This window comes from Neisseria benedictiae, assembly GCF_958267435.1.
Classification (GTDB): domain Bacteria; phylum Pseudomonadota; class Gammaproteobacteria; order Burkholderiales; family Neisseriaceae; genus Neisseria; species Neisseria bergeri.
Map to the genome: position 1 here is coordinate 59,745 of NZ_CATQFV010000025.1, position 26,051 is coordinate 85,795.

At 50.1% G+C, this 26,051-nt stretch carries 25 protein-coding genes and 1 pseudogene; 14 read left to right on the forward strand and 12 right to left on the reverse strand.

What is annotated here, in order from left to right; genetic code table 11:
* The first annotated feature begins 20 nt into the window (after positions 1-20).
* The 7 genes and pseudogenes from Q3O12_RS01855 (at position 21) to Q3O12_RS01885 (ending at position 12,240) form a co-directional block, all read left to right on the forward strand.
* Positions 21-158 (forward strand): hypothetical protein, encoded by a 138-nt coding sequence (locus tag Q3O12_RS01855; protein ID WP_301669058.1) that lies wholly within the window; start codon positions 21-23, stop codon positions 156-158.
* Positions 159-175: 17 nt separating this feature from the next.
* Positions 176-547 (forward strand): DUF2628 domain-containing protein, encoded by a 372-nt coding sequence (locus Q3O12_RS01860; protein WP_301669059.1) that lies wholly within the window; start codon positions 176-178, stop codon positions 545-547.
* A 154-nt stretch (positions 548-701) separates the two neighbouring features.
* Positions 702-1,250 carry a carboxymuconolactone decarboxylase family protein gene (locus Q3O12_RS01865; RefSeq protein ID WP_301669060.1) on the forward strand — a complete coding sequence of 183 codons (549 nt, stop codon included), beginning with the start codon at positions 702-704 and terminating at the stop codon, positions 1,248-1,250.
* Between the two features lie 135 nt (positions 1,251-1,385).
* The gene (locus Q3O12_RS01870) at positions 1,386-2,477 is read left to right on the forward strand and encodes an acyl-CoA dehydrogenase family protein (protein WP_301669061.1); all 1,092 of its coding nucleotides are present in this window, start codon (positions 1,386-1,388) and stop codon (positions 2,475-2,477) included.
* A gap of 132 nt (positions 2,478-2,609) precedes the next feature.
* A complete protein-coding gene (locus Q3O12_RS01875; protein ID WP_002217326.1) occupies positions 2,610-2,780 on the forward strand; it encodes a rubredoxin in 171 nt (56 codons plus the stop codon).
* Positions 2,781-3,195: 415 nt separating this feature from the next.
* A pseudogene (locus Q3O12_RS01880) lies at positions 3,196-10,701 on the forward strand (ESPR-type extended signal peptide-containing protein); the annotation flags it as partial.
* Between the two features lie 591 nt (positions 10,702-11,292).
* Positions 11,293-12,240, forward strand: a complete 948-nt coding sequence (locus tag Q3O12_RS01885) for a YadA family autotransporter adhesin (RefSeq protein ID WP_301669115.1) — start codon at positions 11,293-11,295, stop codon at positions 12,238-12,240.
* A 685-nt stretch (positions 12,241-12,925) separates the two neighbouring features.
* Here the strand turns inward: Q3O12_RS01885 and gyrA are convergent.
* Positions 12,926-15,676 carry a DNA gyrase subunit A gene (gyrA, locus tag Q3O12_RS01890; protein WP_301669062.1) on the reverse strand — a complete coding sequence of 917 codons (2,751 nt, stop codon included), beginning with the start codon at positions 15,674-15,676 and terminating at the stop codon, positions 12,926-12,928.
* 202 nt (positions 15,677-15,878) lie between these two features.
* On the opposite strand from gyrA, the gene Q3O12_RS01895 reads away from it, so the two are divergent.
* A complete protein-coding gene (locus Q3O12_RS01895; protein WP_301669063.1) occupies positions 15,879-16,013 on the forward strand; it encodes a hypothetical protein in 135 nt (44 codons plus the stop codon).
* Between the two features lie 132 nt (positions 16,014-16,145).
* On the forward strand, positions 16,146-16,526 hold the full coding sequence (locus tag Q3O12_RS01900) for a hypothetical protein (protein WP_301669064.1): 381 nt from the start codon (positions 16,146-16,148) through the stop codon (positions 16,524-16,526).
* Between the two features lie 269 nt (positions 16,527-16,795).
* On the opposite strand, the gene hscB is transcribed toward Q3O12_RS01900, so the two are convergent.
* A complete protein-coding gene (gene hscB, locus Q3O12_RS01905; RefSeq protein WP_301669065.1) occupies positions 16,796-17,296 on the reverse strand; it encodes a Fe-S protein assembly co-chaperone HscB in 501 nt (166 codons plus the stop codon).
* Positions 17,297-17,377: 81 nt separating this feature from the next.
* Between hscB and Q3O12_RS01910 the strand changes: the two genes are divergently transcribed.
* Positions 17,378-17,599 (forward strand): alternative ribosome-rescue factor A, encoded by a 222-nt coding sequence (locus Q3O12_RS01910; protein WP_301669066.1) that lies wholly within the window; start codon positions 17,378-17,380, stop codon positions 17,597-17,599.
* On the opposite strand, the gene iscA is transcribed toward Q3O12_RS01910, so the two are convergent.
* The 6 genes from iscA to iscR form a co-directional block, all read right to left on the reverse strand.
* Complete coding sequence (gene iscA, locus Q3O12_RS01915; protein WP_003712320.1) at positions 17,559-17,879, reverse strand: iron-sulfur cluster assembly protein IscA; 321 nt, start codon at positions 17,877-17,879, stop codon at positions 17,559-17,561. The two genes, Q3O12_RS01910 and iscA, sit on opposite strands and share 41 nt — an antisense overlap.
* Before the next feature lie 90 nt (positions 17,880-17,969).
* Positions 17,970-18,356, reverse strand: a complete 387-nt coding sequence (gene iscU / locus Q3O12_RS01920; protein WP_002225139.1) for a Fe-S cluster assembly scaffold IscU — start codon at positions 18,354-18,356, stop codon at positions 17,970-17,972.
* A 69-nt stretch (positions 18,357-18,425) separates the two neighbouring features.
* On the reverse strand, positions 18,426-18,554 hold the full coding sequence (locus tag Q3O12_RS01925) for a hypothetical protein (RefSeq protein WP_003712319.1): 129 nt from the start codon (positions 18,552-18,554) through the stop codon (positions 18,426-18,428).
* 62 nt (positions 18,555-18,616) lie between these two features.
* Entirely contained in the window at positions 18,617-18,922 is a 306-nt protein-coding gene (locus tag Q3O12_RS01930; RefSeq protein ID WP_301669067.1) for a hypothetical protein, read from the reverse strand.
* Positions 18,923-19,028: 106 nt separating this feature from the next.
* Positions 19,029-20,243, reverse strand: coding sequence for an IscS subfamily cysteine desulfurase (locus Q3O12_RS01935; RefSeq protein ID WP_301669068.1), 1,215 nt, complete (start codon positions 20,241-20,243; stop codon positions 19,029-19,031).
* Between the two features lie 28 nt (positions 20,244-20,271).
* Positions 20,272-20,718 carry a Fe-S cluster assembly transcriptional regulator IscR gene (gene iscR, locus Q3O12_RS01940; protein ID WP_301669069.1) on the reverse strand — a complete coding sequence of 149 codons (447 nt, stop codon included), beginning with the start codon at positions 20,716-20,718 and terminating at the stop codon, positions 20,272-20,274.
* Here iscR and Q3O12_RS01945 point away from each other — a divergent pair.
* Positions 20,717-20,935: a hypothetical protein gene (locus Q3O12_RS01945; RefSeq protein ID WP_301669071.1), complete on the forward strand. Its 219-nt coding sequence runs from the start codon at positions 20,717-20,719 to the stop codon at positions 20,933-20,935. The two genes, iscR and Q3O12_RS01945, sit on opposite strands and share 2 nt — an antisense overlap.
* A gap of 131 nt (positions 20,936-21,066) precedes the next feature.
* Positions 21,067-22,239, forward strand: a complete 1,173-nt coding sequence (locus Q3O12_RS01950; RefSeq protein ID WP_301669116.1) for an alpha-hydroxy acid oxidase — start codon at positions 21,067-21,069, stop codon at positions 22,237-22,239.
* A gap of 64 nt (positions 22,240-22,303) precedes the next feature.
* Here the strand turns inward: Q3O12_RS01950 and truB are convergent, their stop codons facing one another.
* The 3 genes from truB to rbfA are packed head-to-tail and all read right to left on the reverse strand — an operon-like array spanning position 22,304 to position 24,188.
* A complete protein-coding gene (truB, locus tag Q3O12_RS01955) occupies positions 22,304-23,224 on the reverse strand; it encodes a tRNA pseudouridine(55) synthase TruB (RefSeq protein ID WP_301669072.1) in 921 nt (306 codons plus the stop codon).
* A 57-nt stretch (positions 23,225-23,281) separates the two neighbouring features.
* Positions 23,282-23,806 carry a hypothetical protein gene (locus Q3O12_RS01960; RefSeq protein ID WP_301669074.1) on the reverse strand — a complete coding sequence of 175 codons (525 nt, stop codon included), beginning with the start codon at positions 23,804-23,806 and terminating at the stop codon, positions 23,282-23,284.
* Positions 23,807-23,816: 10 nt separating this feature from the next.
* Positions 23,817-24,188, reverse strand: coding sequence for a 30S ribosome-binding factor RbfA (rbfA, locus tag Q3O12_RS01965; protein ID WP_301669075.1), 372 nt, complete (start codon positions 24,186-24,188; stop codon positions 23,817-23,819).
* Between the two features lie 171 nt (positions 24,189-24,359).
* Here rbfA and Q3O12_RS01970 point away from each other — a divergent pair, with 171 nt between their 5' ends.
* On the forward strand, positions 24,360-24,701 hold the full coding sequence (locus Q3O12_RS01970; RefSeq protein ID WP_301669076.1) for a polymorphic toxin type 44 domain-containing protein: 342 nt from the start codon (positions 24,360-24,362) through the stop codon (positions 24,699-24,701).
* On the opposite strand, the gene Q3O12_RS01975 is transcribed toward Q3O12_RS01970, so the two are convergent.
* On the reverse strand, positions 24,698-25,258 hold the full coding sequence (locus Q3O12_RS01975) for a hypothetical protein (RefSeq protein ID WP_301669077.1): 561 nt from the start codon (positions 25,256-25,258) through the stop codon (positions 24,698-24,700). The two genes, Q3O12_RS01970 and Q3O12_RS01975, sit on opposite strands and share 4 nt — an antisense overlap.
* A gap of 252 nt (positions 25,259-25,510) precedes the next feature.
* On the opposite strand from Q3O12_RS01975, the gene Q3O12_RS01980 reads away from it, so the two are divergent.
* Complete coding sequence (locus Q3O12_RS01980; RefSeq protein WP_301669078.1) at positions 25,511-25,966, forward strand: DUF4948 family protein; 456 nt, start codon at positions 25,511-25,513, stop codon at positions 25,964-25,966.
* Positions 25,967-26,051 lie beyond the last annotated feature (85 nt).

Consider the following 26,051-nt stretch of genomic DNA (forward strand, 5'->3'; position numbering starts at 1 on the left):
GTCCGCTTTGAAGGCAGGCAATGCCGTCTGAAGGCAAAACACCGTTCAGACGGCATTGTCGGGTTTGCGTCCCCCGAAGGGCATGTTCAAGCCGTATGCCGGCACACGGGCGCAACCTTCCGGCAGCCGCCCCCGATTCTGCCCGAAGGCAGGTTTGAAGCATTAAGGAAACACGATGAAACCATACAAAATCTACACCCATCCCGCACTGCCGCCCCAAGCCGTCAAACAAGGTTGGTCGTGGCCGGGCCTTTTGTTCGGCACGCTGTGGGCGTGTTTCAAAAGAATGTGGGGTTTGGGGCTGGGGCTGACGGGCGCGATATTCGTGCTGGCGGTGTTTGCCCAACTGGTTTACGGCGACACGCCCGCCACAGACTTAGCGTTTAACGTATTGGGCTTGGCGGTTTCCGTCTGGTTCGGCGCAAAGGGCAACAGCCTTTATGCACGCCACCTTTTATCGCGCGGCTATACCGAATTGCCCGAAACAGTCCAAGCCGCCAACCCCCAAGCCGCATTGGCGCAATATTTCGGGCGCGGGCGCGGCTAGGCGCGTTTCCCCGCTATGCCGTCTGAAAGGCTTCAGACGGCATTTCTTATAACTTTTCGTTTGCAGCACATAACCAATCAGTCTTTCCTATTTCATTCCGAAATACGTACCATGCGTCCATCCCTTCAATAATATTGCAAACAAGGAAAGAAACATGGCACGTTTAACCGTACACACCCTCGAAACCGCTCCCGAAGCCGCCAAACCGCGCGTCGAGGCGGTACTCAAAAACAACGGCTTCATCCCCAACCTCATCGGCGTATTGGCAAACGCCCCCGAAGCCTTGGCGTTTTACCAAGAAGTCGGCAAGCTCAACGCCGCCAACAGCCTGACCGCCGGCGAAGTCGAAGTCATCCAGATCATCGCCGCCCGTACCAACCAATGCGGTTTTTGCGTGGCAGGGCACACCAAACTCGCAACCCTGAAAAAACTCCTTTCCGAACAATCCCTCAAAGCCGCACGCGCTTTGGCGGCAGGCGAATTTGACGATGCCAAACTCGGCGCGCTCGCCGCCTTCACACAAGCCGTAATGGCGAAAAAAGGCGCGGTATCCGACGACGAACTCAAAGCATTTTTCGATGCGGGCTACAACCAGCAGCAGGCAGTCGAAGTCGTAATGGGCGTAGCCTTGGCAACCCTGTGCAACTACGTCAACAACCTCGGACAAACCGAAATCAACCCCGAATTGCAGGCCTACGCCTGATACGGCAAACCGCCCGAATATCGGGCGGTTTTTCAAAAACACCCCCTCAAACAAAAACAAGCCGCCCAAGCGGCAGGGGAAGCAGCCGCCCATCAGACGCGCCCCCGATTCCCCCGCAAACCTTAAGGAACAAAGATGAACGCCCAAACCCTGATTGCCAACGTTGCCGAACTCGTCAAAACCAAGCTCAAACCCATAGTGGACGACATCGACCGCAAAGGATACTACCCCGAAGCATTTATGCGCGAACTCGGCGCAATCGGCGGATATGCCTCGGTCGGCACACAAGAAGAAGGCGGCAACGGCTTAGGTTTGGCAACGCAAATCGCCGTATTGCGCGAAATCGGCAAAGAATGCGGCGCAACCTCCTTCAGCGCGTGGTGTCAGGCGGCTTGCGCGTGGTATCTGCACCAAACGCCCAACCAAGCCGTCAAAGACAAATACCTTGCCGACATCCTGCAAGGCAAAGTATTGGCGGGCACCGGAATGTCCAATACCGTCAAACACCTTGCCGGTATTGAAAAACACAACCTCCAAGCCGAACGCGTGGACGGCGGCTACAAAGTCAACGGCGCGCTGCCGTGGGTGTCCAATATCGGCGAAGACCACATCTGGGCAAATACCGCCCAAATCGGCGGCGGTTACGTTATGTTTATCACAGGCGGACAATGGGAAGGCGTAAGCCTGCAAAACTGCCCCGAATTTTGCGCCCTCGAAGGCACGCGCACCTTCAGCCTGAATTTCAAAGACGTATTTATCCCCGACGAAGACATCATCGCCGCGCCCGAACAGTTTGCCGATTATATCCAAAGCATCAAAGCAGGCTTCATCCTGCTGCAAATCGGCATCGGCGCGGGCGTGATAGACGGCAGCCTCGGCATCATCCGCCTCGCCAACGTCGTCAACGCCGAAGTCAACAGCTACCTCGACGACGGCTACGACAGCCTCAAAGCAAGGTTGGACGGCGCGTGGGCAGAAACCGAACGGCTTGCCGGATTGGCGTGGGACAACACGCCCGACAACCTCGCCACCCTCAAGCTGCGCGAAGCCGCCGCCGTACTGGCCATTGCTGCCGCGCAATCCGCCGCCCTGCATTCCGGCGCAAAAGGCTACCTGATGCGCAGTCCCGCCCAAAGGCGCGTTCGCGAAGCAATGTTCGTTGCCATCGTAACCCCCGCGATTAAACACCTACGCAAAGAAATAGCGGCAATCGAAGCCGCAAAATAAACAGGCGGAAAATGCCGTCTGAAGCACCGGCCGCCCAAGGCGGGACGGATGCGGCGGCACGCTTCAGACGGCATCTGAACCAAACCCCGACGGCCCGCTGCAAAAAAGCACGGTACAAACAAGGAAACACAAATGGCGCAATATATGTGCGGCCCCTGCGGCTGGATTTACGATGAAGAACACGGCGACCCCGAACACGGCATCGCCCCCGGGACAAAGTTTGAAGACATCCCCGACGACTGGAAATGCCCCGAATGCGGCGTGGGCAAAGAAGATTTCTACCTGTTGGATTTCGTGATATAGCGGCAGCCGCACCTCTCGGAAAATCCCTCGGCGTTCTGCCTGCAGCGGCAGGGAACGCCGTTTTATAGTGGATTAACAAAAACCAGTACATCGTTGCCTCGCCTTGTCCTGATTTTTGTTCATCCACTATATCCGTTTCCGCCCGCCAAGCCGTGTTGCACAGATGCGACACGGCTTTTTCCTTTCCGTCGTCCGAATGTAAATTTTCGGCAAAAAACGTCAAAAATCCCCCCCCCGCATTTGCGTAAAAAAGTGTAATGCGTTCAATTATAAGGGAATGTTGACAATTAGAGCGATTCTCCTAGGTTGGTTTTCGCAATATAATGAGACTGTCAATAAGTGTGTATGGCCGTTTGCCGTCCGACGGCCGGAAGCATCAAGAGCGTGGGCGGCGTATCACAAACAGAGAGAATCAATGAACAAAATTTTCCGTGTCATTTACAGTCAGGCAACCCAATCTTGGGTGGCAGTGTCGGAATTGACAAAAGCACATAAAAAACAAAGTTCGTCAAATGCACAAAAAAATGCAGTGAACATTTCGGGAAGCATCTTCAAATCCTCCGTTATCGCCTTAGGGTTGTTAACGGGCGCGAATGCGGCTTATGCCGTCAATACGGCGGGGCAAGGACAGGGAACGGCAGTGGCTTGGGGTTCTAACTCAAGTGCGGATTCAGCAACATCTGTGGCTATTGGTAATAATGCGAGAGCCAATAATCCGGATGGTATAGCCATTGGTACAGGTGCATATAATGACCGCGTGGGTGCTGATGGCGCGATTGCTATAGGTAAGAGTGCACACAATAGCCAAAAAGAATCTATTGCCATTGGTGTGTCTGCTAATAATGTGGGCAATAATTCAATTGCCATCGGTAATACGGCTCAGACAAAAGATGGTAAAGAAGCGATTGCTATTGGTAGCAATACGGTGGCTAAACAACAATCTGTTGTTTTAGGGAATAATGCTACTGCAGTCAGTAAAGCCATAGCTATAGGTTATACGGCAAGTGTGTCGTCTGAAGGTGGTATCGCGCAAGGATATGGTGCGTCTAGTACTAACACCGATGCAATAGCACTGGGAACTGGTGCTAAATCTGGAGGCGGTGGATCAGTTGCCCTAGGTCAAAAAGCGGATGCTATGGGAAATCACTCTCTTGCAATAGGTCCTTTAGCAAAGGCAAGTGCAGCTAAGGGTGACGCTATAGCAATTGGTTTTAATAGTGAGGCTAAGGCATACCGGTCAGTGGCGATTGCTAATGAATCTGTTGCCGAAGGGGAAAACGCTGTTTCTATTGGTTGGTATGCAAAAGCTATTGGAACAGAAAGTGCAGCCTTGGGGGATCATGCACAGGCTCATGCAGAACACTCAATGGCTATAGGCTCTAACTCAAATGCGCGGGAAGAAAATGCCATTGCCTTGGGTACGCAGGCAGATGCGGCAAAACGAAACGCGCTGTCCTTGGGTACTTCTTCTCATGCAGGTCAGGACGCGGTAGCAGCCGGATATAAAGCGGAAGCGGCAGACAGGTCGGTAGCGATTGGTTCTGAATCAGCATCGCTGAATGAAGCAGATATTGCGATAGGTAAAGGGGCGAGAGCGATTGGTAAGCAAGGGGCAATCGCGGCCGGTCTCGGTACGCGTGCAACCGGGCATTCCTCCATTATGATTGGCGGTTCGGATATTTCGGAGGCGGCAAGCCAAACTGTCAAGTATGACGAAGAAGACCATACAAAAGTGACAGACGTTATCGTGGATGAACTCATTAATGGTGCAAAGGTGAAGCGTCATTACAAAGTTATCGACACGAAGAATAAAACCGACACGCTTGCTAAAGCCTATAAGGCACTGACCGGAAAGGATATGAATACGACTACTTTGGATTATTCCGATTCAAAGAACCAAAACGGCCATTCCTCCATTTCCCTCGGTATCCACGCCCTGTCTACAGGGCATTTGGGTACGGCAATCGGCACGGGTGCGCGCGCCGACAGCCTCGGCTCAATCGCACTCGGCGCGGGGGCGGTGGCAAACCGTCAAAATGCCGTGGCAATCGGCACCGGTTCGACAACCGAATTGCAAGGCTCGCGCCAAACCGACGTTTCCTACAACGCCGCCGGGGCGATTGTTTCTTCCGATTCGGATGATGTTGCCTATACCTTCAAATGGGCGGGCGGTATCAACACTTCCGCCGGCGACGTGGTGTCTTTCGGCAGCGCGGGCGCGGAACGCCAGTTGAAAAATGTGGCGGCGGGGCGCGTGGCAGAAGATTCCACCGATGCCATCAACGGCTCGCAGTTAAACTCCGTGGCACGCAAAGTGGCATCCGGCTGGCAGATTGCCGGCGATGACAAAACCAAAGTCTCCGGCATAGGCACGGACGAGCAGGTCAACTTCATCAACGGCAACGGCACGACGGTGAGCGTGACGGCGCAGGACGTGGTAAAAGAAACCGTTACCGAAAACGGCAAACAGGTTGAAAAAATCACAACTCCGAAAGGTGCGAACGTCAAATTTGATGTCGATACCGATAATAAAACAATCACTGTCGACACAGACGGTAAAGTGAAGGCGGTTACAGGAACGATAGAAACGGTTACAGCTGCCAATAAAACCGAAAAAGCCGGCCAGGTGCGTGTTGCAGATGCGGAAAAAGGCAAGCTGGCGACAGTCGATGCGGTGGCAAGTGCCGTCAACAATGCCGCGTGGAGCATTACGTCCGACACCGACGGCGGCAGCTTCGCAACGTCCGGCCATACCAAAACCACCGAAAAAATCAGCGCGGGCGGCAGCGTAACCTTTAAAGCGGGCGACAACCTGATAATCAAACAGGCTGGTACGGGCTTTACCTACTCGCTCAATCCGATTTTAAGCGGGCTGACATCGGCAGAGTTTAAAGGCACAGGTGCAAATGCGCCGACCACCAAGCTGACCAATGAAGGCATTACGGTGACAACACCGGCAGATGCGGCTGCAAATACGCCGGAGAAAACGGTAACGCTGAATCAAGACGGCTTGAACAACGGCGGCAATGCGATTTCTAATGTGAAATCTAATCTTCCTGCTACTAAAAATAGCGACACTGCAAATACAGCAGCTGCGCCAAGTAATGCCACGAAAACTCAAGCAGTGCCAAATACAACGAATATGAAAGGCACAGATTATGTCAATCCAAACAATGCCGCTACCGTGGGTGACGTATTAAATGCAGGTTGGAACTTGAAAGGCAAGGGTGCAGCGGTTGACTTTGTAAAAGCCTACGATACTGTGGATTTTGTGGACGGTGATGGTACAACTGCGTCTGTTGAAAGCAAGGATGGTCAAACCTCGACAGTGAAATACAGTGTAAACACCACGACAATCAAAGCCGATACAGCTAATGTAGGTAAGGTTAAAGCAGAAGGAACAGGCAATACATTTGCAACAGCAGAAACTGTAGCAAGTGCGATTAATGATGCCTATTGGAAAGCGGCGGCTTCAGGTAATGGTGTAACAACGGATGTAGCAGACAATGTGAAAGCCGGCGACACGGTTACCTTCAAAGCAGGCAAAAACCTGACGGTCAGCCATACCGCCAACAGCTTTGAATTTGCCACCACCGATACGCCTGAATTTACCAGCGTCCAATTCGGCAACAACGGCCCGAAAATCACCAACGATGGTAATAACTTAAAAGTCACTAAAGCGGATGGCACAAGCCCGACCAAAATCACCAACGTAGCTAACGGTAGCGATGGCAACGATGCTGTAAACGTCAGCCAATTAAAAGCAAGCGGTTGGAAAGTTGCAGGAAATAACAAAACTGAAGTTGACACCATCAATCCAAGCGACCAAGTGAACTTCTTGGATGGCAGCGGCACAACCGTAACTGTTGAAAAAGATAAAGGTGCAGACGGCAAAGAAAACGGCAACGTCAACGTGAAATACGATGTGAACGTTGGCAATGGTTTACAGAAAGATACGGCAAGCAATACTATTTCTGTAAAACCAGCGGATAGCACAATTACCGTTGGTACAGATGGCGCGAAAGTAAACACGGGCGATATTGCAACGGAATCAACGGGTAAGGCAACAACTGCACTAGATAAAGCGATTGCAGAGGCGACCAAGGAATTGGATGAAGCGACCAAGGCTGGGGATGCTACTGCACAGCAAAAAGCACAAGAGAAACTTGATGCTGCACGTCAAGCAAAAACTGCTGCGGGCAAACAGATTGCAACGGTAGAAAATGTCACTGAAGCCATCAACAAGGCGGGTTGGAATGCCATTGCTGCTAAAACTGAAAATGGAGAGGTGTCAGGCGAAGCAACGAAACTTGTGAAACCGGGCGAAACCGTTACATTTGAAGCAGATAAAAACATCAAGATTGCTCAAGATGGAAGTAAATTCACATTCTCGACAAAAGATAATGTTGAATTTAAATCTGTCAAAGTCGGCGAAGAAAAAGACGGCAAAAAACCGGTCAGCCTGACAACCAGTGTGGCAACAACTGCCGATAATAATCAGACAGGAAAAGCCCCGACGACCGCGTTGAATATCAGCAGCGGCGCAGGTAAGGATGCGAAACCGACTCAACTTGTTGGCGTAGGTTCAGTGTTAAATAAAACGACGTTTAGCACGACACCGACAGGTACGGTACCGGTGGGTGGCACATCGACAACAGCGGATTTAGTGGACTTGAAAGGCACTAATGAAGCTCCTGTGAACAAAAACGCAGCGGCTACGGTAGGTGACTTACAAAATATGGGCTGGAAAGTATCGTCAGATAAAACGACGGGTGCAGACGGTGCATATTTAGATGTAGTGAAAAACGCGGACGAAGTGAAATTCGTCGGCAAAAACGCCGCCAAAGTATCGGGTAAAACCGTGAACGGCGTACGCACTATTACCGTTGATGTGGAAGTGCCTGATGTAAAAACAACCGAGCTGGTTTCAAGCACCGACGGTTCTGTGATTGCGCCGTCAACTGATCCCGCGCTCCAAAAAGCATTAAAAGATGCGAAAGACGAATTGGCCGCATTGCCTAAAGATGCGACAGATAAACAGAAGAAAGAGGCTGAGAAAAAAGTCGAAGATGCCGAAACGGCATTAAATAAGGCTTTGGATGACAAAGGTGTTGCTACGGCTAAAAACGTTGCGGATATGATTAACAATTCCGGCTTTACGCTGAAAACTTCCGCTGACGAGGGTAGGAAAGATACCGCATCGGCAGGCAGCGAAGTCATCAAACCGGGCAAAACCGTTGAAATGGTCGCGGGTAAAAACTTAACCGTGAAACAAGAAGCTAACGGTAAAGTAACTTACAGCTTGAATCCGGAATTAATTAACCTGACCTCCGCTGAGTTCAAAGCCAACGGCAAACCGACGACAAAAATCAGTTCAGACGGCATAGTCATCACGCCGAACGGCAAAACTTCGCCTACCGTCAGCTTGACCGAAAACGGCTTAAACAACGGCGGCAACCACGTTACCAACGTGAAAGGCAACTTGCCGAATACCGTAAATGGTGCACCGGGTAAGGCAACAACCAAACAGGATACCCCTGAAACCTCCGGTGAAAATGCCGTGAAAACCGACAACGCCGCCACTGTGGGCGACATCCTGAATGCAGGTTGGAACATCCAAGAAAAAGGTACGGCAAAAGACTTTGTCAAAGCCTACGACACCGTAAACTTCGACGAAGGCAACGGCACGAGCGTATCCGTCGGCGTATCCAAAGACGGCAAAATATCGACCGTGAAATACGATGTCAAAGCCGACGGTACGACCATTAAAGTGGGCGACGACGGCAAAGTTACAGCCGTAACGGGCACGATAGAAACGGTTACAGATAAGAATAAAATCGCTGGTGAAAAGGTTGGTCAAGTACGTCCTGTTGATGCTAATAAAGGCAAACTGGCGACAGTTGATGCGGTGGCAAATGCCGTCAACAGCGCGAAATGGTATGCGAAGGCAACCAACACAGATGAAGAGATTAAAGATAAGGATAAAACCAATGACACAACAGGCGAAGGCATTGCCGCAGGCGATGAAGTAACCTTCACGGCAGGCAAAAACCTGCGTGTCAAACATACCGGCAAAAACTTTACCTTTGCCACTGTGGAAACGCCCGAGTTTGAAGGCTTGAAACTGGTTCAAGGCGGCAACACCGTCAATATCGCACCGACTGCAAACGGTTTGACCTTTAGCCGTCCTGCCGCAACGGCAGGTGGTGCGGCTCAACCAGTGAGTATTACAGGCGTAACTAGCGGTTTAGCGACTTATCCGCAAGTTGACAACAAAGATACGCCAAAAACAGGCTTGGTTGATTTAAGCAAACCGACTACAGGCACTCCGACAGTCGGCGACAATACCGCCGCCACCGTGGGCGACTTGCGCGGTATGGGCTGGGTGCTTTCTGCCGATAAGAAAACAGACAATCCCGCCAAGGCTTACAACGCGCAGGTAAAAAATGCCGAAGAAGTGAAATTCGTGGGCGCATCGGGCGTTACCGTTTCCGGTAAAACGGAGGGCAATGTCCGCACCATTACGGTGGGTGTGGATCACCAGCTTGCGACGAACAATTCGGTCAAACCCGTGGAATATACCAAGAAAGACGGAACAAAAGTCTATCCGAAAACCGTAACCAATGGCGGCAAGACGGAAACCAAGTTTTATCCGAATGCCGACGGTACGGGAGACGAAGTGCCGGCAGGCGACGTAATCGTTTCGGTCAACGGCGCGAACGGCACGACATCTCCGACCACTTTGTCGAATGTCAAATCAAACCTCCCTGAAACACGCAACACGGCGGATGCCGGCAATCCGGCAAGCAAATCGCAATCCGCCCCGACAATCGGTACGGCGGACGGCAATGTGAATGCGAACAACGCTGCCACTGTGGGCGACGTGTTAAACAGCGGCTGGAACTTGAAGGGCAACGGAAGCGCGGTTGATTTTGTCAGGGCGTATGACACCGTGAACTTTGTAAACGGCAAGGGAACGACGGTCAGCATCGAAACCGACGGCAAGGAAAGCCGGGTGAAAGTGGATGTGGATACGGGTGTAATCACTGCGGAAACCAAAGACGGTAAAGCTACGGGTAAAGTTGCAGGTCCGGTTGCCAATGCTGCGGATTTATCGAAAGCAATCAAAGATGCTCAAGATGAATTGGCGAAAGCAGGAGATGAACAGGCTAAGAAAGCGGCTCAAACTAAACTTGATACTGCAAATAAAGCGGCAGATGAGGCAGGTTTGAACAAAGTGGCAACTGCCCAAAATGTTGCGGATATGATTAACAATTCCGGCTTTACGCTGAAAACTTCCGCCACTGTCGCCGCCGACAATCTGACTGCCGACAATACCCTGAAGAACGACGGGGAAGTCATCAATCCGGGTAAAACCGTTGAGATGGTTGCAGGTAAAAATCTGACCGTGAAACAGGATGCGGGCGGCAAAGTCACTTATGCGACCAAAGACGATGTTGAGTTTGCAACCGTGAAAATCGGTAAAGATGAAGACGGTAAAAAACCGGTCAGCCTGACGACGGAAAAAGCCGTAAACGCAAGCAACAACGAAACAGGAAAAGAACCGGAAACGGCACTGAAAATCTCTTCAGACGGCAAACCGGCCCAACTTGTCGGCGTGGCATCGGTGTTGAATACAAGCGAAGTAAGCACCAAACCGAACGGCGATAAAAAGGCGGACGGTAAGCCGGCAGAGTCGAAAACGGAAAAACTGATTGATTTGGCAGGTACAAAAGCTGCACCGGTGAACAAGAACGCCGCCGCAACCGTAGGCGATTTGCAAAATATGGGCTGGGTGGTATCGACCAAAGACGGCAACGGCTACACCGATGTCGTGAAGAACGCCAACAAGGTCGACTTCAAAGGCGGCAACGGCATTGAGGTGCGCGGAAGCACCGCCGCCGACGGCACACGTGTGATTACCGTGTCTGCCAAAGAAGGCAAGGTTACCAACAAAGTCGAGATAACCAAAAACGACGGCTCGAAAGTTCACGCGGTCATCATTGACGGCAAATACTATGAGCGCGATGAAAACGGGAAACCGAAGACGGATACGGAAATTCCCGCTGCGGATATTAAAGCGGCAGACAATGGCGGCTCGGGTTTTGTAACCGGCAATACGGTCGCCAATGCAATCAACAAATCCGGCTGGAACGTTGGATTGGCAGAAAAAGCCAAAGCGGATGCGGCATTCGGCGACAGCAAATACGCGCTGGATGCGGGCAAGCCGGAAAAAGTGAATCCTGACGACAATGTACACTTTGCCAATGGCAACAATACCGTCGTTAAAGCGGCAACGGTTGAGGAAGTCGACAAAGACGGTAAGACCGTAACCAACACCTACATCAGAGTAGATGCCGAGTTGCCGATAAGCCAGATTTCCGCTGTCGATGAAAACGGCAATAAAGTGGTTAAAGATGCAGACGGCAACTGGTATCCCGGCAAAGCCGACGGTACTGCCGACAAGACCCAGCCTAAAGTCGATCCGGCGAAAGTCCGCCAGTCTGCCAGCATGGACCCTGAGAACAAGGGCGACCGTTATACGCCGCTTGCGAAACGTTCCGACGATGCCGTGCTGACTGTCGATCAGAAAGACGCATTGTCCAAGCAGCAGGACCAATATGCCAAATCTGCTGCCGACAAGATTGCCGAACAGCTGAAGGGTCAGCCTCAAGCCGTTATCGAAGCCGCTCAAAAAGCCGCAGCAGAAGTCGCACGGGTTGAAGCGAAAGACAAATACCTGAAAGACAACGGTTTGGACAAAGGTATCGGCGGCACGGTCATTACCAATGTTGCCTGGGGTCAGAAACCGGACGATGCCGTCAACGTCGATCAGCTGCAAAACAGCGGTTGGAATTTGGATTCCAAAGTAGTTAAAGGTTCTTCGGGCAAAGTCATCAGCGGCAATGTTTCGCCGAGCAAGGTAAAGATGGATGAAACCGTCAACATTGATGCCGGCAACAACATCGAGATTACCCGCAACGGTAAGAATATCGGCATCGCCACTTCGATGACTCCGCAGTTTTCCAGCGTTTCGCTCGGTACGGGGGCGGATGCGCCCACTTTGAGCGTGGATGGGGACGCATTGAATGTCGGCAGTAAGAAGGACAACAAACCCGTCCGCATTACCAATGTCGCCCCGGGCGTTAAAGAGGGGGATGTTACAAACGTTGCACAACTTAAAGGCGTGGCGCAAAACTTGAACAACCGCATCGACAATGTGGACGGCAACGCGCGTGCGGGCATCGCCCAAGCGATTGCAACCGCAGGTTTGGTTCAGGCCTATTTGCCCGGCAAGAGTATGATGGCGATCGGCGGCGGCACTTATCGCGGCGAAGCCGGTTACGCCATCGGCTACTCGAGCATTTCCGACGGCGGAAATTGGATTATCAAAGGCACGGCTTCCGGCAATTCGCGCGGCCATTTCGGTGCTTCCGCATCTGTCGGTTATCAGTGGTAAGGGCTTTTTCGCCTGTCTGCTGTTTGGGCAGGCGGAAGGTTTGAAGGGAAGGGCGGCGATTTGCCGCCCTTTTTATAGTGGATTAAATTTAAACCAGTACGGCGTTGCCTCGCCTTGTCCTGATTTTTGTTAATCCACTATATTTGGGTGTGCCGCATTTTCAACCTATGCCGTCTGAAAGGGTCTTCAGACGGCATAGGTTTGTATGGGACAAAAGGATTGGCCTGCTTTATCGGAATTTCCCTAACGGTTAAGTTCCGCTTTGAAGGACGGGAAGGTTCGGTTTATTGGCTTCTTTCCAATTCGGGCAAGATGCGGGATGTGTTTCATCGTATTTCCTTTTCGGTTGAAACCCCGCCCTTTAGAGCGGTAGAATCAGACTTTATTTGGGAGGGGGTAACCCCTTCCAAATCAGGACAACACACAGGGCGACGCTTTATGTGTCGTCCTGTGTGTTGAAACATATGCAATCCTATGCCGAAATATTCTCAAACCATCTTTCAGTATTGGTGTTCCACGGAGAACCCTTCGGCTGGTTTTGGACATTCCGATTCCTGAAGTAAAAAAGCCGATAAAACATCTGTATTGGAGCAGGAAATCTGGTGTCCATTCCGTGTTGTTGAGCAGGGCAGTTCCATAAAAAATGCCGTCTGAAAGGCTTTCAGACGGCATCGGAAGATGATTTTCAGTTCTCGGCTTCCGGTTCGGTTACATTGGAAATTACAGAAGCGTCGGAGAGTTCGGATTCGGATTCGTCTTCGGCAACACGTTCCAGCGATACCAAGGTTTCGCCTTCATCCAAGTTAATCAGTTTCACGCCTGCTGCGGCGCGGCCGGTTTCGCGGATTTGTTCGACTTTGGTGCGGATAAGCACGCCGCCGCTGGTAATCAGCATCAAATCGTCGGTTTCGCCGACCAAGGTTGCGGCGACCAAATCGCCGTTGCGCTCGCCGGTGTTAATGGCAATATTGCCTTGCCCGCCTTTGTTTTTACGACTGTAATCGGCAATCGGGGTGCGTTTTCCGTATCCGTTGGCGGTGGCGGTTAAAACTTGCAAACCGCTTTCTTCGGTTTCAGGAGCGAAGGTAATCAGGCTGACGATTTTGCCGTCGGCGGGAAGGCGCATACCGCGCAAACCGCCGCTACCGCGGCCGGACGGGCGAACACCGTGTTTGCCACTCGGCAGGGCGTTTTCGCTGTCGGCGGTTTCGTCTTCGATGCCGTCTAAAGTTTCGATGTCGGCATCTTCCGCTTCGCCGTTGTCGGATTTTTCCCAGTATTCGTTGAAGCGTATGGCTTTGCCCAAGTTGGAGAACAGCATGATGTCGTCCGCACCGCCTGTTTGCGCGGCGCCGACGAGGTAGTCGCCTTCTTTGAGCGCGATGGCTTTGATGCCTTGGGCGCGGACGTTTTTAAAGGCGGAAAGTTGGACTTTTTTCACCATTCCCTGCGCGGTGGCGAAGAAGACGTATTGGTCTTCGGGAAACTCGCGTACTGCCAAAATCGCGCTGACTTTTTCGCCTTCTTCCAACTGGATGACGTTGTTTATCGGACGGCCGCGGCTGTTGCGTCCGCCTTCGGGCAGCTTGTAAACCTTAATCCAGTGGCACTTGCCTAAATTGGTAAAGCACATCAAATAATCATGCGTGTTGGCAACAAACAGGGTTTCGATAAAGTCTTCGTCTTTGGTGGCGGCAGCCTGTTTGCCGCGTCCGCCGCGACGCTGCGCCTGATAGTCGGTGGTCGGCTGGGTTTTGATATAACCGCCATGTGTCAGGGTAACGACCATTTCGCGTTGCGGAATCAGGTCTTCATCGGCAATGTCGCCGCCGAACGGGTTGATTTCGCTGCGGCGTTCGTCGCCGAAATTGGTTTTGGTTTCTTCCAATTCTTCGCGGATGATTTGGGTAATGCGTTCCGGTTTCGCCAAAATGTCCAAATAGTCGATGATTTTTGCCATAATGTTTTTGTAGTCGCCGACGATTTCTTCTTGGTCGAGGCCGGTCAGGTTGCGCAGGCTCATGCGCAGGATGGCGTCGGCCTGGATTTCGCTCAGATAATAGCCTTGTTCCTGTAAGCCGAGATTGGCGGGCAAACCTTCGGGACGCGCCATGTGCAGGTCGAGGTCGGTACGGCTCAACATGTCTTCCACCAAACCGCTGCGCCATGCGCGGGACAGCAGTTTTTCTTTGGCTTCAGGCGCGTCAGCAGATTCTTTAATCAACCGAATCATCTCGTCGATATTGGACAAGGCGACGGCTTTACCTTCGGCGATATGGCCTTCATGACGTGCTTTTTTCAGGCGGAACAGGGTGCGGCGGGTAACGACTTCGCGACGGTGGCGCAGGAATTCCGCCAAAATCTGTTTCAGGTTCAGCAGGCGCGGCTGACCGTCCACCAAGGCAACCATGTTGATACCGAAGCTGTCTTGAAGCTGGGTGAGTTTGTAGAGTTGGTTTAAAACGACTTCGGCGTTTTCGTTGCGTTTCAATTCGATAACGACGCGCATACCGGATTTGTCGGATTCGTCGCGCAGGTCGGATACGCCTTCCAAGGTTTTTTCGCGCACCAGTTCGCCGATTTTTTCCACCAGCTTGGCTTTGTTCACCTGATACGGGATTTCGTCGATGATGATGGCTTCGCGTTCGCCGTTTTTGCCTATGGGTTCGATATGGGTCTTACCGCGCATAACAACGCGACCGCGGCCTGTTTTATAGCCTTCGCGCACCCCGCTCAAGCCGTAGATGGTTGCCCCAGTCGGGAAATCGGGGGCTTGCAGGATGTTGATCAATTCGTCGATTTCGGTTTCGGGTTCGTCCAAAAGACGCAGACAGGCGTTGATGGTGTCGGTGAGGTTGTGCGGCGGGATGTTGGTCGCCATACCGACGGCGATACCGGACGAGCCGTTGACCAACAGCGCGGGGAAGCGGGTCGGCAACACCAGCGGCTCGTGTTCGCTGCCGTCGTAGTTCGGGCCGAAATTGACGGTTTCTTCTTCGATGTCCGCCAGCATTTCGTGGGCGATTTTCGCCATGCGGATTTCGGTATAACGCATCGCTGCCGCGCCGTCGCCGTCAACCGAGCCGAAGTTGCCCTGACCGTCAATCAGTACATAACGCATCGAAAAATCCTGCGCCATGCGTACGATGGTGTCGTAAACCGCGGAATCGCCGTGCGGATGGTATTTACCGATGACATCGCCGACGATGCGCGCCGATTTTTTGTAGGCGGCGTTCCAGTTGTTTTTCAGCTCGTGCATGGCGTAAAGCACGCGGCGGTGTACGGGTTTGAGACCGTCGCGTACGTCCGGCAGCGCGCGCCCGACAATCACGCTCATGGCGTAGTCGAGATAGCTTTTTCGCATCTCGTCTTCAAGGCTGACGGGCAGGGTTTCGAGGGCGAATTTGTGGTCGTTGCGGATGGTTGCGTCGGTCATGGTTTCAATGTTTCGTATGGCAAAAAATTGTTGCTTATTTTAGCATATTTTGACGCGAAACGGTGCGGCGGCCGGATATGCCGTCTGAAAGGCGTGGGCAAAATGCGGCGGGAAGCGTCCGGCTTCCACAAATTTGTACGGCGGCATTTAAGACGGCATTGGGGCATAATCCTTTCCATAGGAAAACGGGACGGAGGGGAAGATGGCGTATCGTGCCGATGACGGTGATTGGTGGGAAGTATTGGCGTTTTTCGATTTGGAGGAACAGGTGGATGAAGACGGTATATTTTCGGATGGGAATGCGAGGAGGAAAAACGGGCGGATTGAAAAAGTTTGATGTGCAGGTATGTGTGCTTTCGGGACGGTCTTTGCCGAAGCTGATGCCGATTTTGGCATACCGTCCGAAGAAGGATTTTCTGCCGATAGTAGACCCTATTAGAGTAACAGATGTAATAATAACAAAAACATTATGAATAATACAGAAAAACTGCAAAAAGCTATTGCACAGGACGAAATTTTTGATTTTTTAGTTGGAAAAGGAGAATATGAAATTAAATTGTATGAGGCAAATATGCCAACAGATACAATAACAGTTTCTCGTACTATCAAAAGCTATATACAATTAAACCCATATTTTGATAAATCTGAATTTTACAAAGCATTTTATGAATTAAGCAAATCGGAATGGTCTTGGTTGATTGTGTATTATATGCAAGATAGTGAATTAGATTTTATTTCTTTTACAAATCATTTACCAAATTTGAGGGAACAAAAAAATCACTCTCAACACGAAATGAATGGATATGTTTTAATTTCGGTGATGATTGTCCTAATTTGTGGAGTGTTATAATGCACGAATTGAATGCAATGAATGGGAAAGGTATAAAATTACCTGACTTATCTGATTGGTAATGTTTCGAAGGATAGAATGGGGGCAATGCCGAAACGTCGGCGCACGTCATTAAAAAACGGACGCAGGCGGAGGTTCGGCATTGCCTCCCGCAAAAATGTTATTTTTTGGATGTCCCTCCACGGCTTTTGTCTGTTGTGGGCGGGTAGCCGCTATGTTCAGACGGCATGGCGTATGAAGCGGGTATGCCGTCTGAAACACGGTGCGGATTATAATGCTGAGGAAATTTCGTTTCGGAGTTTGTCGAGAAACCTGCCTTGTCGGACTTGTTGTGCGGCGGTGTCGTAATCTTGGCGCGCGAATGACTGTTTCAGACTGCAGAACAGTTTTTCTTGTTCGGCGCGGATTTCGTTATCGAGATTTTTCAAGGAGTCAAGGTCGTTGCCTGCCTGTGCCTCCATCAGCGTTTCGCGCCATTCCATTTGCTGCATGAGGAAGTCGGGGGCGAAAGAGGTATGCTCTGGCGCGTCGGCATCGATACCCGATGTCTTCAGCAGGTAGGCGGCGCGGTCGATGGGATTTTTTAAGGTGCGGTAGGCATCGTTGATGGTGGACGACATCATCACAGCCTGTTTTTGCTCAAAGGCGGATGCTGAAGCGAATTTGTCAGGATGGAAGCGGGCAGCCAAGGCGCGGTAGGTTTGCTCCAAGTTTTCGGCGTCGATATCGAAAGCGGGTTCAATCCGGAAGAGGGTGAAATATTGGGACATAGTAGAATGATAAATGTAAGATTTTGGCAGAAAACTGTTTTTGCCTTATAATCTGCTATTTCTTAAACGAAAGGACTGAATATGGGCGGTAAAGTGCAGCACAATAAAGGCAAAATACGCGACAATGCTTTAAAAGCCTTAGTGAAATCTGATTTGTTCCGACACAAGGTAGAACGGAAAAGAAAAGGCAAAGGCAGCTACAACAGGCAGGAAGCGAAAAAATGGCGGGACGGTTTGGATACGGTTCCGCCATTTTTATGTCTTAAACGTGGAAGCTCTCGCCGCAGCCGCAGGAGTCTTTGACATTCGGGTTTTCAAATTTGAAACCTTCCTGCAAACCCTCTTTGGTGTAATCGACTTGCGTACCGTCTAAATAAACCAAGCTTTTCGGATCGATATAAATGCGCGCGCCGTGTTCTTCAAAAATCAGGTCGTCGCCGTCGGCTTCATCGACAAATTCAAGGTTGTACGCCATACCCGAGCAGCCGCTGGTTTTCACACCCAAGCGTACGCCCAAGCCTTTGCCGCGTTTGGCGAGATAGTCATTGATGTGTTTTGCGGCATTCTCGGTAAGGGTAATCATATTCTTTTCCTTGTTGTGCCGCCCCGGAAAGAACCGAAGCGGCGGGCGGTTCAGACGGCATTGCGGGAGGGCGATGCCGTCTGAAGGGCTTTATCTGTTTTCCTGACGTTTGCGGTAGTCGGCAACAGCCGCTTTTACCGCATCTTCAGCCAAGATGGAGCAGTGGATTTTTACCGGCGGCAGTTCCAGTTCTTCGGCGATTTCGCTGTTTTTGATTGCCAGCGCGTCATCCAGGCTTTTACCTTTGACCCACTCGGTAATCAGGCTGGACGAAGCGATGGCGGAGCCGCAGCCGTAGGTTTTAAATTTCGCATCTTCGATGATGCCTTCGTCGTTCACTTTGATTTGCAGGCGCATTACATCGCCGCAGGCGGGCGCGCCGACCATGCCGGTGCCGACGGAATCGTCGCCCTTGTCGAATGTGCCGACGTTGCGTGGGTTTTCGTAGTGGTCAATTACTTTATCGCTGTATGCCATGATGTGGTTTCCTTAATGTTTTTTGATAGTTTAAGTGGTTTGTTTGCCGATTTTCAGACGGCCTGAAATTCAGATTTTGCACGCGCCGCCTTCGCAGCCGTCGTCGTTTTCCGAATCGACGCCGCCTTCTACGGTAACGCCGTCAAAATCTTCAAGCAGGTTGTCGAGATTATCGAGGTCGAGTTCTTGTTCGTTCATAGGTTGCATCCTTGATTTGAAGGTTGTGGCTTTTAGGCCGTCTGAAAAGGTCTTTATGGTTTTCAGACGACCTTTTTTGTTTGTAATCTTTGGCTGGATGAGCTGGATTGCAAAATCCAACGTTCCATCAGTTGTAACGGATTTTTTAGGCTTTCAACTGACATACGTTTGCTGTTTGTTTTAAGGTCGTAAACTTGGACGGTCAAATTCCAAGCAACATTCCTCATGGCAAAAAGGACATTTTGCGTATTTTTTACAGCCACCACTCCCTTTAGGTACTGGTTTAGGGAAGCTATTTCCACTTTTTGGGTATGTTGCACCACATTTCTTGCAAACAATATCGTTACCTTGGCAATTACATTTTTCATATCTACTCATAATACTTTCCTTCATCTCCAATTAGAAAATAATTTCTTAGTTTACCCAAAATTTGAACGTCCAAACTCTATTACGGCATTTACTTAGTGGACAACTTTAATGCGCCGCCCATTCAATCGAGTTCAAATCAATCCCGTCTTTGAACATTTCCCACAGCGGCGACAGTTCGCGCAGTTTGCCGATTTTGGATTTGATCAGTTCGGCGGCGAATTGCACTTCTTCTTCGGTGGTCATGCGGCCGAAGGTGATACGCAGGGACGAGTGCGCCAATTCGTCATTTCTGCCCAATGCGCGCAGGACGTAGCTTGGTTCGAGCGAGGCGGAGGTGCAGGCGGAGCCGCTGGATACGGCGAGTTCTTTCACTGCCATAATCAGGCTTTCGCCTTCGACGAAGTTGAAGCTGACGTTCAGGTTGTTCGGGGCGCGGTGTTCGAGGTCGCCGTTGACATAGACTTCTTCGATGCCTTCGATGCCTTTGAGGAAGATGTCGCGCAGTTTGCGGTAGTGCGCCATATCTTGTTCGAGTTCTTCTTTGGCGATGCGGAAGGCTTCGCCCATGCCGACGATTTGGTGGGTCGGCAATGTGCCGCTGCGAAAGCCGCGTTCGTGGCCGCCGCCGTGCATTTGGGCTTCGAGGCGGACGCGAGGTTTGCGGCGGACATACAGCGCGCCGATGCCTTTGGGGCCGTACACTTTGTGCGCGGACATCGAGAGCAGGTCGATTTTGGCGGCTTCGACATCGACAGGCACTTTGCCGCAGGCTTGGGCGGCATCGACGTGGAAGACGATTTTGCGTTCGCGGCAGATTTCGCCGATGGCGGGAATGTCTTGCACCACGCCGATTTCGTTGTTTACCCACATTACGGAAATCAGGATGGTGTCGTCGCGGATGGCGGCTTTGAGTTCTTCCAAATCAATCAAACCGTTTTCCTGCACGCCGAGGTAGGTAACTTCAAAGCCTTGGCGTTCGAGTTCGCGCATCGTGTCGAGCACGGCTTTGTGTTCGGTTTTGACGGTGATGAGGTGTTTGCCTTTGGTTTTGTAGAAGTTTGCCGCGCCTTTGATGGCGAGGTTGTCGGACTCGGTCGCGCCGCTGGTGAAGATAATTTCTTTGGGGTCGGCGTTAATCAGGGCGGCGATGTCGGCGCGGGCTTTTTCGACGGCCTCTTCTGCCTCCCAGCCGAATGCGTGGCTGTTGGAGGCGGGGTTGCCGAAGGTTTCGGTCAGATAGGGAATCATTTTTTCGGCAACGCGTTTGTCAACGGGGGTGGTGGCGGCGTAGTCGAGGTAAACGGGGGTTTTGACGGTCATGGTTTGCTCTTTCTTTTTCGAGTGTTATTTAATGGATGTGTGTAAATTGGACGACGCGGCTGCCGTCGCCGCTGTTTTTCTGTTCGATGATGCTTTGCAGGGTAACGCTGCCGAGGTAGTCGTTGATGGTTTTGTTTAAATTCTCCCAAAGGTCGTGCGTTAGGCAGGGCGCGCCGTGGTGGCAGTTGGCTTTGCTGCCGCATTGGGTCGCGTCCAGCCGGTCTTCGGCGGCGGAAATGATTTGGGCGATGTTGATGCGTGCTGCCGGTGCGGCGAGGATGTAGCCGCCGCCGGGCCCGCGCAGGCTTTCAACCAGTCCGGCGCGGCGGAGTTTGCCGAACAATTGCTCGAGATAGGAGAGGGATATGTTTTGGCGTTCGCTGATGGCACTGAGTTTGACGGCGCCGGTTTGCGCGTTCATCGCCAAATCCAGCATAGCGGTAACGGCGAAACGCCCTTTGGTGGTCAGTCTCATGGTAGTGGTTGCCCGTGTCGGCTTTTTTATAGTGGGCGGAATTGTCCAATATCTGAGTGTTTCAGTCAAGTATGGGGGAGCTGTTGCCGATTGTTTGTTTAAATGGCGGTATAGTCTGATTTTGCTTTATTTGTTTGGTTTTTTGAATCAGTTGGTTATGTTTTTTGAGGAGCGCGGTTGGGGCGTTTTGCCGGCAAGCGGTTTCAAAACGATTTGATTTATTTTTGATATTGATATAGATTATCTAAATCTTAGTGATTTATTTGGGTATTGCCTGGAATGCCGTCTGAAGGCTCAAGCGGTTTCAGACGGCATATTCCATCAGGCTGTCAAACAGGGAAAAACAAGATGAAACGTGATTTGAGCAAAATGACCTGCATCGAAGACTTGCGCCGCGTTGCCAAACGCAAGATGCCGCGTATGTTTTACGATTACATCGATTCGGGTTCGTGGACGGAAACGACTTATCGGGAAAATACTTCGGATTTCAAAGACATCCGCTTCCGTCAAAAAGTATTGGTCAATATGGAGGGACGCAGTCTCGAAACCAAAATGATCGGGCAGGATGTGAAAATGCCGGTGGCGATTGCGCCAACAGGTTTCACGGGTATGGCGCACGCCGATGGCGAAATTTTGGCGGCGCGGGCGGCGGAGAAGTTCGGCATTCCGTTTACGCTGTCCACAATGTCCATCTGTTCGATTGAAGACGTTGCCGAGAACACCAGCGCGCCGTTTTGGTTTCAGCTTTATGTGATGCGCGACCGCGAGTTTATGGAAAACCTGATTAAGCGCGCGAAAGATGCCAAATGTTCGGCCTTGGTTTTGACCGCCGATTTGCAGGTTTTGGGTCAACGGCACAAAGACATCAAAAACGGCCTGTCTGCGCCGCCGAAACCGACCATCGCCAATTTAATCAATTTGGCGACTAAGCCGGAATGGTGCATGAAAATGCTGAACACGGAACGCCGCACCTTCCGCAATATTGTCGGCCATGCGAAAAACGTCGGCGATTTGTCTTCGCTGTCTTCGTGGACTTCCGAACAATTCGACCCGCGCCTGAGCTGGGACGATGTGGCGCGCATTAAAGATTTGTGGGGCGGCAAGTTGATTATCAAAGGCATTATGGAACCTGAAGACGCAGAAAAGGCAGCGAAAAGCGGCGCGGATGCATTGGTTGTTTCCAATCATGGCGGTCGTCAACTTGACGATACCGTGTCCGCCATTAAAGCTTTGCCTGATGTAGTCAGCGCGGTGGGCAGCGACATCGAGGTTTGGATGGACAGTGGCATTCGCAGCGGTCAGGATATTTTGAAAGCTTGGGCTTTGGGTGCGAAAGGCACAATGATAGGCCGCGCGTTCCTGTATGGTTTGGGTGCGTATGGTGAAGAAGGCGTAACCCGTGCGCTGGAAATCCTATATAAGGAAATGGATATATCTATGGCGTTTACGGGACACCGCGATATTCAAGATGTCGATGCTTCGATTTTAAGGGGTAAAGATTGGGGTAGGGAAACGGTTTAAATACTGAAAAATACGATGCCGTCTGAACACATGGTTCGGACGGCATCATATTTTTCATTCCCGCTCAGGCGGCGGATACCGCAGTATTCATCAGGCGCAAGGCTTTCAGACGGCATATTTCCTTTTGATATTCCGCCAGGCCGACAAAGCGGCCGTTTCCCGTGTAAACGCGTACCGGCGTATCGGAAGGCAGGTCTTCCTCGAAACGCGGACGTTGTCCGCAGCGGAGCATATGGACGGCATAATCGTTTAAAACGGTTTGGGGGAAGTGTGCAACCAATACGTCGCAGGGCAGCAGCAAGCTGTCGCGTTCTTTTTCGTTCAAATTTGCCAAGGCCTCAAGCGTGTGGCTTTGGGCGATGGTAAAGCCGGCGGTTTCGGTGCGGCGCAGGGCGGTCAGGTGGGCGAACGTACCGATGTGTTTGGCGATGTCTTCGCTGAGGGTGCGGATATAGGTGCCTTTGCTGCAACGCACGTTTATCACGGCTTTGGGCGCGTCAAATTCGGCAATATCGATGGCGTAAACGGTAATGTCGCGCGCTTTGCGTTCGATGACGATGCTTTTGCGGGCGTATTCGTACAGCGGTTTGCCTTCGTGCTTGAGGGCGGAAAACATCGGCGGCACTTGGCGGATGTTGCCTGTCAGTGCTTGGCATGCCGTCTGAAATTCGGCTAAGGAAATATTGGCGCGAGCGGTGGCAACGATTTCGCCTTCGGCATCACCCGTGCTGCTGGCTTCGCCGAGTTTCAGCGTGGCGGTGTAGGCTTTGTCGGCATCCAGCAGGTATTGGGCGAATTTGGCGGCTTCGCCGAAGCAGACGGGCAAAAGTCCGGTTGCCAAAGGGTCGAGCACGCCGGTATGTCCGGCTTTTTCGGCACGGAACAAACGCCGCACTTTTTGCAGGGCGGTGTTGCTGGAAAGGCCTTCGGGTTTGTCGAGAAGAAGAACGCCGTTGACCGGGCGTTTGGCGGGTTTATTGGTCATATCAATTAGGGAATATTAATGTTCAGACCGTCTGAAAGGGTTCAGACGGCCTGCGTGTTAGCTTAATTCTTCATTCAATAATTCACGAACAGATTGTTTTTCATCAATTAGATCAACGCTGATTGCATCAAAGCCATTTCGTTTTAATGAGTCAAAACTAATGACGCGACCATCAATTAAGGGAACTTGTCCTTCAGAATTGACGAAATCTTCATATTCATCTTCGTAGTCTATATTGTAATAAAGATGAATCAGAACTCGGTAAGCATACTCATCCAAATCAGTTAACGTTCTGTTTTGCTTTTGATTTGGGCTATATTTGTTGCAAAACATAGCGTTATAGCCATGTTCCGCACCATCAAACAATACGATTTCATCGCCGCTTACAGCTTCTACCGCCACAATTTTTACCGGCGCCTTATCAGTATCGGTAATCAATCCGTCAAAAGGCTCTCCATAGTAACGGATGTGGAAAGTATCTCTACCTTGGCAGGATAATGAAAAGCAACGATGCACGCCTTCAATTTGCAGGCTATCACTATGTGCATAGGCGGCTAAATGTTCGGGAATCAGATTGTTCATTTTAGTAGTATCAGTCTTCAACCGGTTTTTCCGCCGCCACTTGATCGATAAGGGCGGACAGGTTCATACCGCGTTCCAAGGATTCGTCGTATTTGAAATGCAGCTCGGGGATTTTGAACAGCTTGATGCGTTTGGCCAATTCGCTGCGGAGGTGTCCGCGCGCGTGTTCCAGCACTTCTTCCGTAATTTCGCGCGCGTCTTGGTTTAAAACCGTATAGAACACGGTTGCATGACTGTAATCTCGGGTGACTTCGACTTCGTTAATGGTGATGAAGCCGGCGCGGGGGTCTTTCAGTCCGGTACGGACGAGTTCGGCAAGCTCGCGCATAATTTGTTCTTTGACACGGTCTTGGCGGGCGTAGCCGCGTTGGGTTTTTTTCATGAATATCCTCAGATTTCAGATTTGGTTTCAGACGGCATTTCTGCCGCCGGGGCGGTTGCGAAGGGGCGTATTATAGCCGAATCGGCGGGATTTTAAGGTAATACGCGGCAGGATGTCCTTGGAATCACAAGAAGGCAATACAAAGACTTCAAGGGTATAAACATTGGTCTTGTGATAAGAATAAACATTTCTTGTTTTTCTATGATTTGTGGTCTAAATATACACTATGGTTTTATCGGAAAAGCGGTTGGGTTTACAGAATGGGAGTTAACAGCCGGTGCAGGAGTAGCACAGTTGAAAGATAATACTCGAAATTTGGGGGCATGGGTTTCTCAATACATTCAAAATCGGATTAGAGAACTTTGGGATGCAGATTTTTTAGCAGCTTTTGATGATGCGAGTGATATTGAGGGAACTAAGACATTGCGAGTACTCTTGATTTTGCCGAAAAGGTCATTATTCCGGTGGCAAAGCCCCAAAACAACTATTGTGACCATCAATTGCTTCTTTTAATACTGGCAATTTTTCATATCCAATTCTTTTAATTCCTGATTTTTTATTTGTTTTAAAATTTCGTCATTCACAATAATACCTGTTAAAGCGCTTGGAAAGAAAGTGAGATTTGGGATAGATTTATCCACAATATACCAACTATTTAATGGCAAAGGAAAATATAAAACGACTCCGCACTTTTCACATATACTACAAGTTGATTCTTTCCCTCCCCTTATATAAATTCTAAATTTTGGAACAACTGAAATGTATTCTTTGGATACAGTTTTGTTTACATCATAAACCTTTCCTACAAAATATACATTCTCAATATTTTGAATGCCCAGTAATGAAACAATATCTTTATGTAACATTCCAATAAATGTACCTCTTGCGTAGGTAATTGGAGCAAAACTTTTTTTTATTTTTTCATTTAGAAAGACATCAATTGCTGTATGTTTAATGATATTTCCACAATCGCACATTATATTCTCTTGTTTCAATTGATCTATCCAACTGTCATCTCCTTCGGGAACATTTTGTGTGGGGTCGCTAATTTGATAAAACATTTTTTCCATTATGGGTGTACTTTAAAATTTCCTTTATAGATATAATGAAGCTATCAAAATAGGTTTCAGACTATATAATAGATATGGAGGAACTCCTTCTTTTTTAACGGCTCAAGTTATCTTAGATGAAATCTATAAATCTTATCAAGATAACAAACCTGTAAATATCAAGAAATGCCTAAATCATCAATATTCTTTTTAATTACATTCATTTTTTTGCTTTTTGGGTGTACAAGAAATAATGTGTCGTCAGATCATCAAATGTTAGAGCATTTCAAGCTCTACGAGTCTGAATTTGAGAGATTGAGAAAAATTTCTGTTAAGTACGATGGATTTCATTATCCCCCTTATGACGAAACAGATAGTACGGCCCATGTTATCTCATCTAAAGATAAAAAGGAATTGGACTCTTTAATCAAGAGACTGGATATTATTAGTATACAGTATGATGGGATATCAGAAGTATGCTTGCTCTTTCATACATGGGGTGTTTCTATCAGCGGAGGGTACAAGGAGTATGTCTATACTCCAAATCTTGAGGATCATATAAAGAACTACGATAAAGAGGTTGCCTTAGATCCCAGCACTGAAATGTATATCGTAGAAAGAATTACGGAGGAAGATTTGGATCAAGTTGCTCAAAGATATTCTGCAAATATAGAGTTATATCGTCCTATAAAAAATGGTTGGTATATACATCTCAGTCGAGAGAATTGATTCTTGAGATGTATGCTATTCTTTTATATTGATAAGCACGGATATAGTTATTATACTTGGCAACCCGAACGGCGCGTGCCGTTTC

Excerpts from the sequence above, each read along its gene's own strand:
- truB (WP_301669072.1), bottom strand. The coding sequence starts at position 23,224 with ATGACCAATAAACCCGCCAAACGCCCGGTCAACGGCGTTCTTCTTCTC.
- Q3O12_RS01900 (WP_301669064.1), top strand. The coding sequence starts at position 16,146 with ATGAATAATACAGAAAAACTGCAAAAAGCTATTGCACAGGACGAAATT.
- rbfA (WP_301669075.1), bottom strand. The coding sequence starts at position 24,188 with ATGAAAAAAACCCAACGCGGCTACGCCCGCCAAGACCGTGTCAAAGAA.
- Q3O12_RS01910 (WP_301669066.1), top strand. The coding sequence starts at position 17,378 with ATGGGCGGTAAAGTGCAGCACAATAAAGGCAAAATACGCGACAATGCT.
- Q3O12_RS01975 (WP_301669077.1), bottom strand. The coding sequence starts at position 25,258 with ATGGAAAAAATGTTTTATCAAATTAGCGACCCCACACAAAATGTTCCC.
- Q3O12_RS01960 (WP_301669074.1), bottom strand. The coding sequence starts at position 23,806 with ATGAACAATCTGATTCCCGAACATTTAGCCGCCTATGCACATAGTGAT.
- iscR (WP_301669069.1), bottom strand. The coding sequence starts at position 20,718 with ATGAGACTGACCACCAAAGGGCGTTTCGCCGTTACCGCTATGCTGGAT.
- iscU (WP_002225139.1), bottom strand. The coding sequence starts at position 18,356 with ATGGCATACAGCGATAAAGTAATTGACCACTACGAAAACCCACGCAAC.
- Q3O12_RS01980 (WP_301669078.1), top strand. The coding sequence starts at position 25,511 with ATGTTAGAGCATTTCAAGCTCTACGAGTCTGAATTTGAGAGATTGAGA.
- Q3O12_RS01950 (WP_301669116.1), top strand. The coding sequence starts at position 21,067 with ATGAAACGTGATTTGAGCAAAATGACCTGCATCGAAGACTTGCGCCGC.
- Q3O12_RS01865 (WP_301669060.1), top strand. The coding sequence starts at position 702 with ATGGCACGTTTAACCGTACACACCCTCGAAACCGCTCCCGAAGCCGCC.
- iscA (WP_003712320.1), bottom strand. The coding sequence starts at position 17,879 with ATGATTACCCTTACCGAGAATGCCGCAAAACACATCAATGACTATCTC.
- Q3O12_RS01930 (WP_301669067.1), bottom strand. The coding sequence starts at position 18,922 with ATGAAAAATGTAATTGCCAAGGTAACGATATTGTTTGCAAGAAATGTG.
- Q3O12_RS01925 (WP_003712319.1), bottom strand. The coding sequence starts at position 18,554 with ATGAACGAACAAGAACTCGACCTCGATAATCTCGACAACCTGCTTGAA.
- Q3O12_RS01895 (WP_301669063.1), top strand. The coding sequence starts at position 15,879 with ATGGCGTATCGTGCCGATGACGGTGATTGGTGGGAAGTATTGGCGTTT.
- Q3O12_RS01875 (WP_002217326.1), top strand. The coding sequence starts at position 2,610 with ATGGCGCAATATATGTGCGGCCCCTGCGGCTGGATTTACGATGAAGAA.
- hscB (WP_301669065.1), bottom strand. The coding sequence starts at position 17,296 with ATGTCCCAATATTTCACCCTCTTCCGGATTGAACCCGCTTTCGATATC.
- Q3O12_RS01870 (WP_301669061.1), top strand. The coding sequence starts at position 1,386 with ATGAACGCCCAAACCCTGATTGCCAACGTTGCCGAACTCGTCAAAACC.
- gyrA (WP_301669062.1), bottom strand. The coding sequence starts at position 15,676 with ATGACCGACGCAACCATCCGCAACGACCACAAATTCGCCCTCGAAACC.
- Q3O12_RS01885 (WP_301669115.1), top strand. The coding sequence starts at position 11,293 with ATGGACCCTGAGAACAAGGGCGACCGTTATACGCCGCTTGCGAAACGT.
- Q3O12_RS01860 (WP_301669059.1), top strand. The coding sequence starts at position 176 with ATGAAACCATACAAAATCTACACCCATCCCGCACTGCCGCCCCAAGCC.
- Q3O12_RS01945 (WP_301669071.1), top strand. The coding sequence starts at position 20,717 with ATGGTAGTGGTTGCCCGTGTCGGCTTTTTTATAGTGGGCGGAATTGTC.
- Q3O12_RS01935 (WP_301669068.1), bottom strand. The coding sequence starts at position 20,243 with ATGACCGTCAAAACCCCCGTTTACCTCGACTACGCCGCCACCACCCCC.
- Q3O12_RS01855 (WP_301669058.1), top strand. The coding sequence starts at position 21 with ATGCCGTCTGAAGGCAAAACACCGTTCAGACGGCATTGTCGGGTTTGC.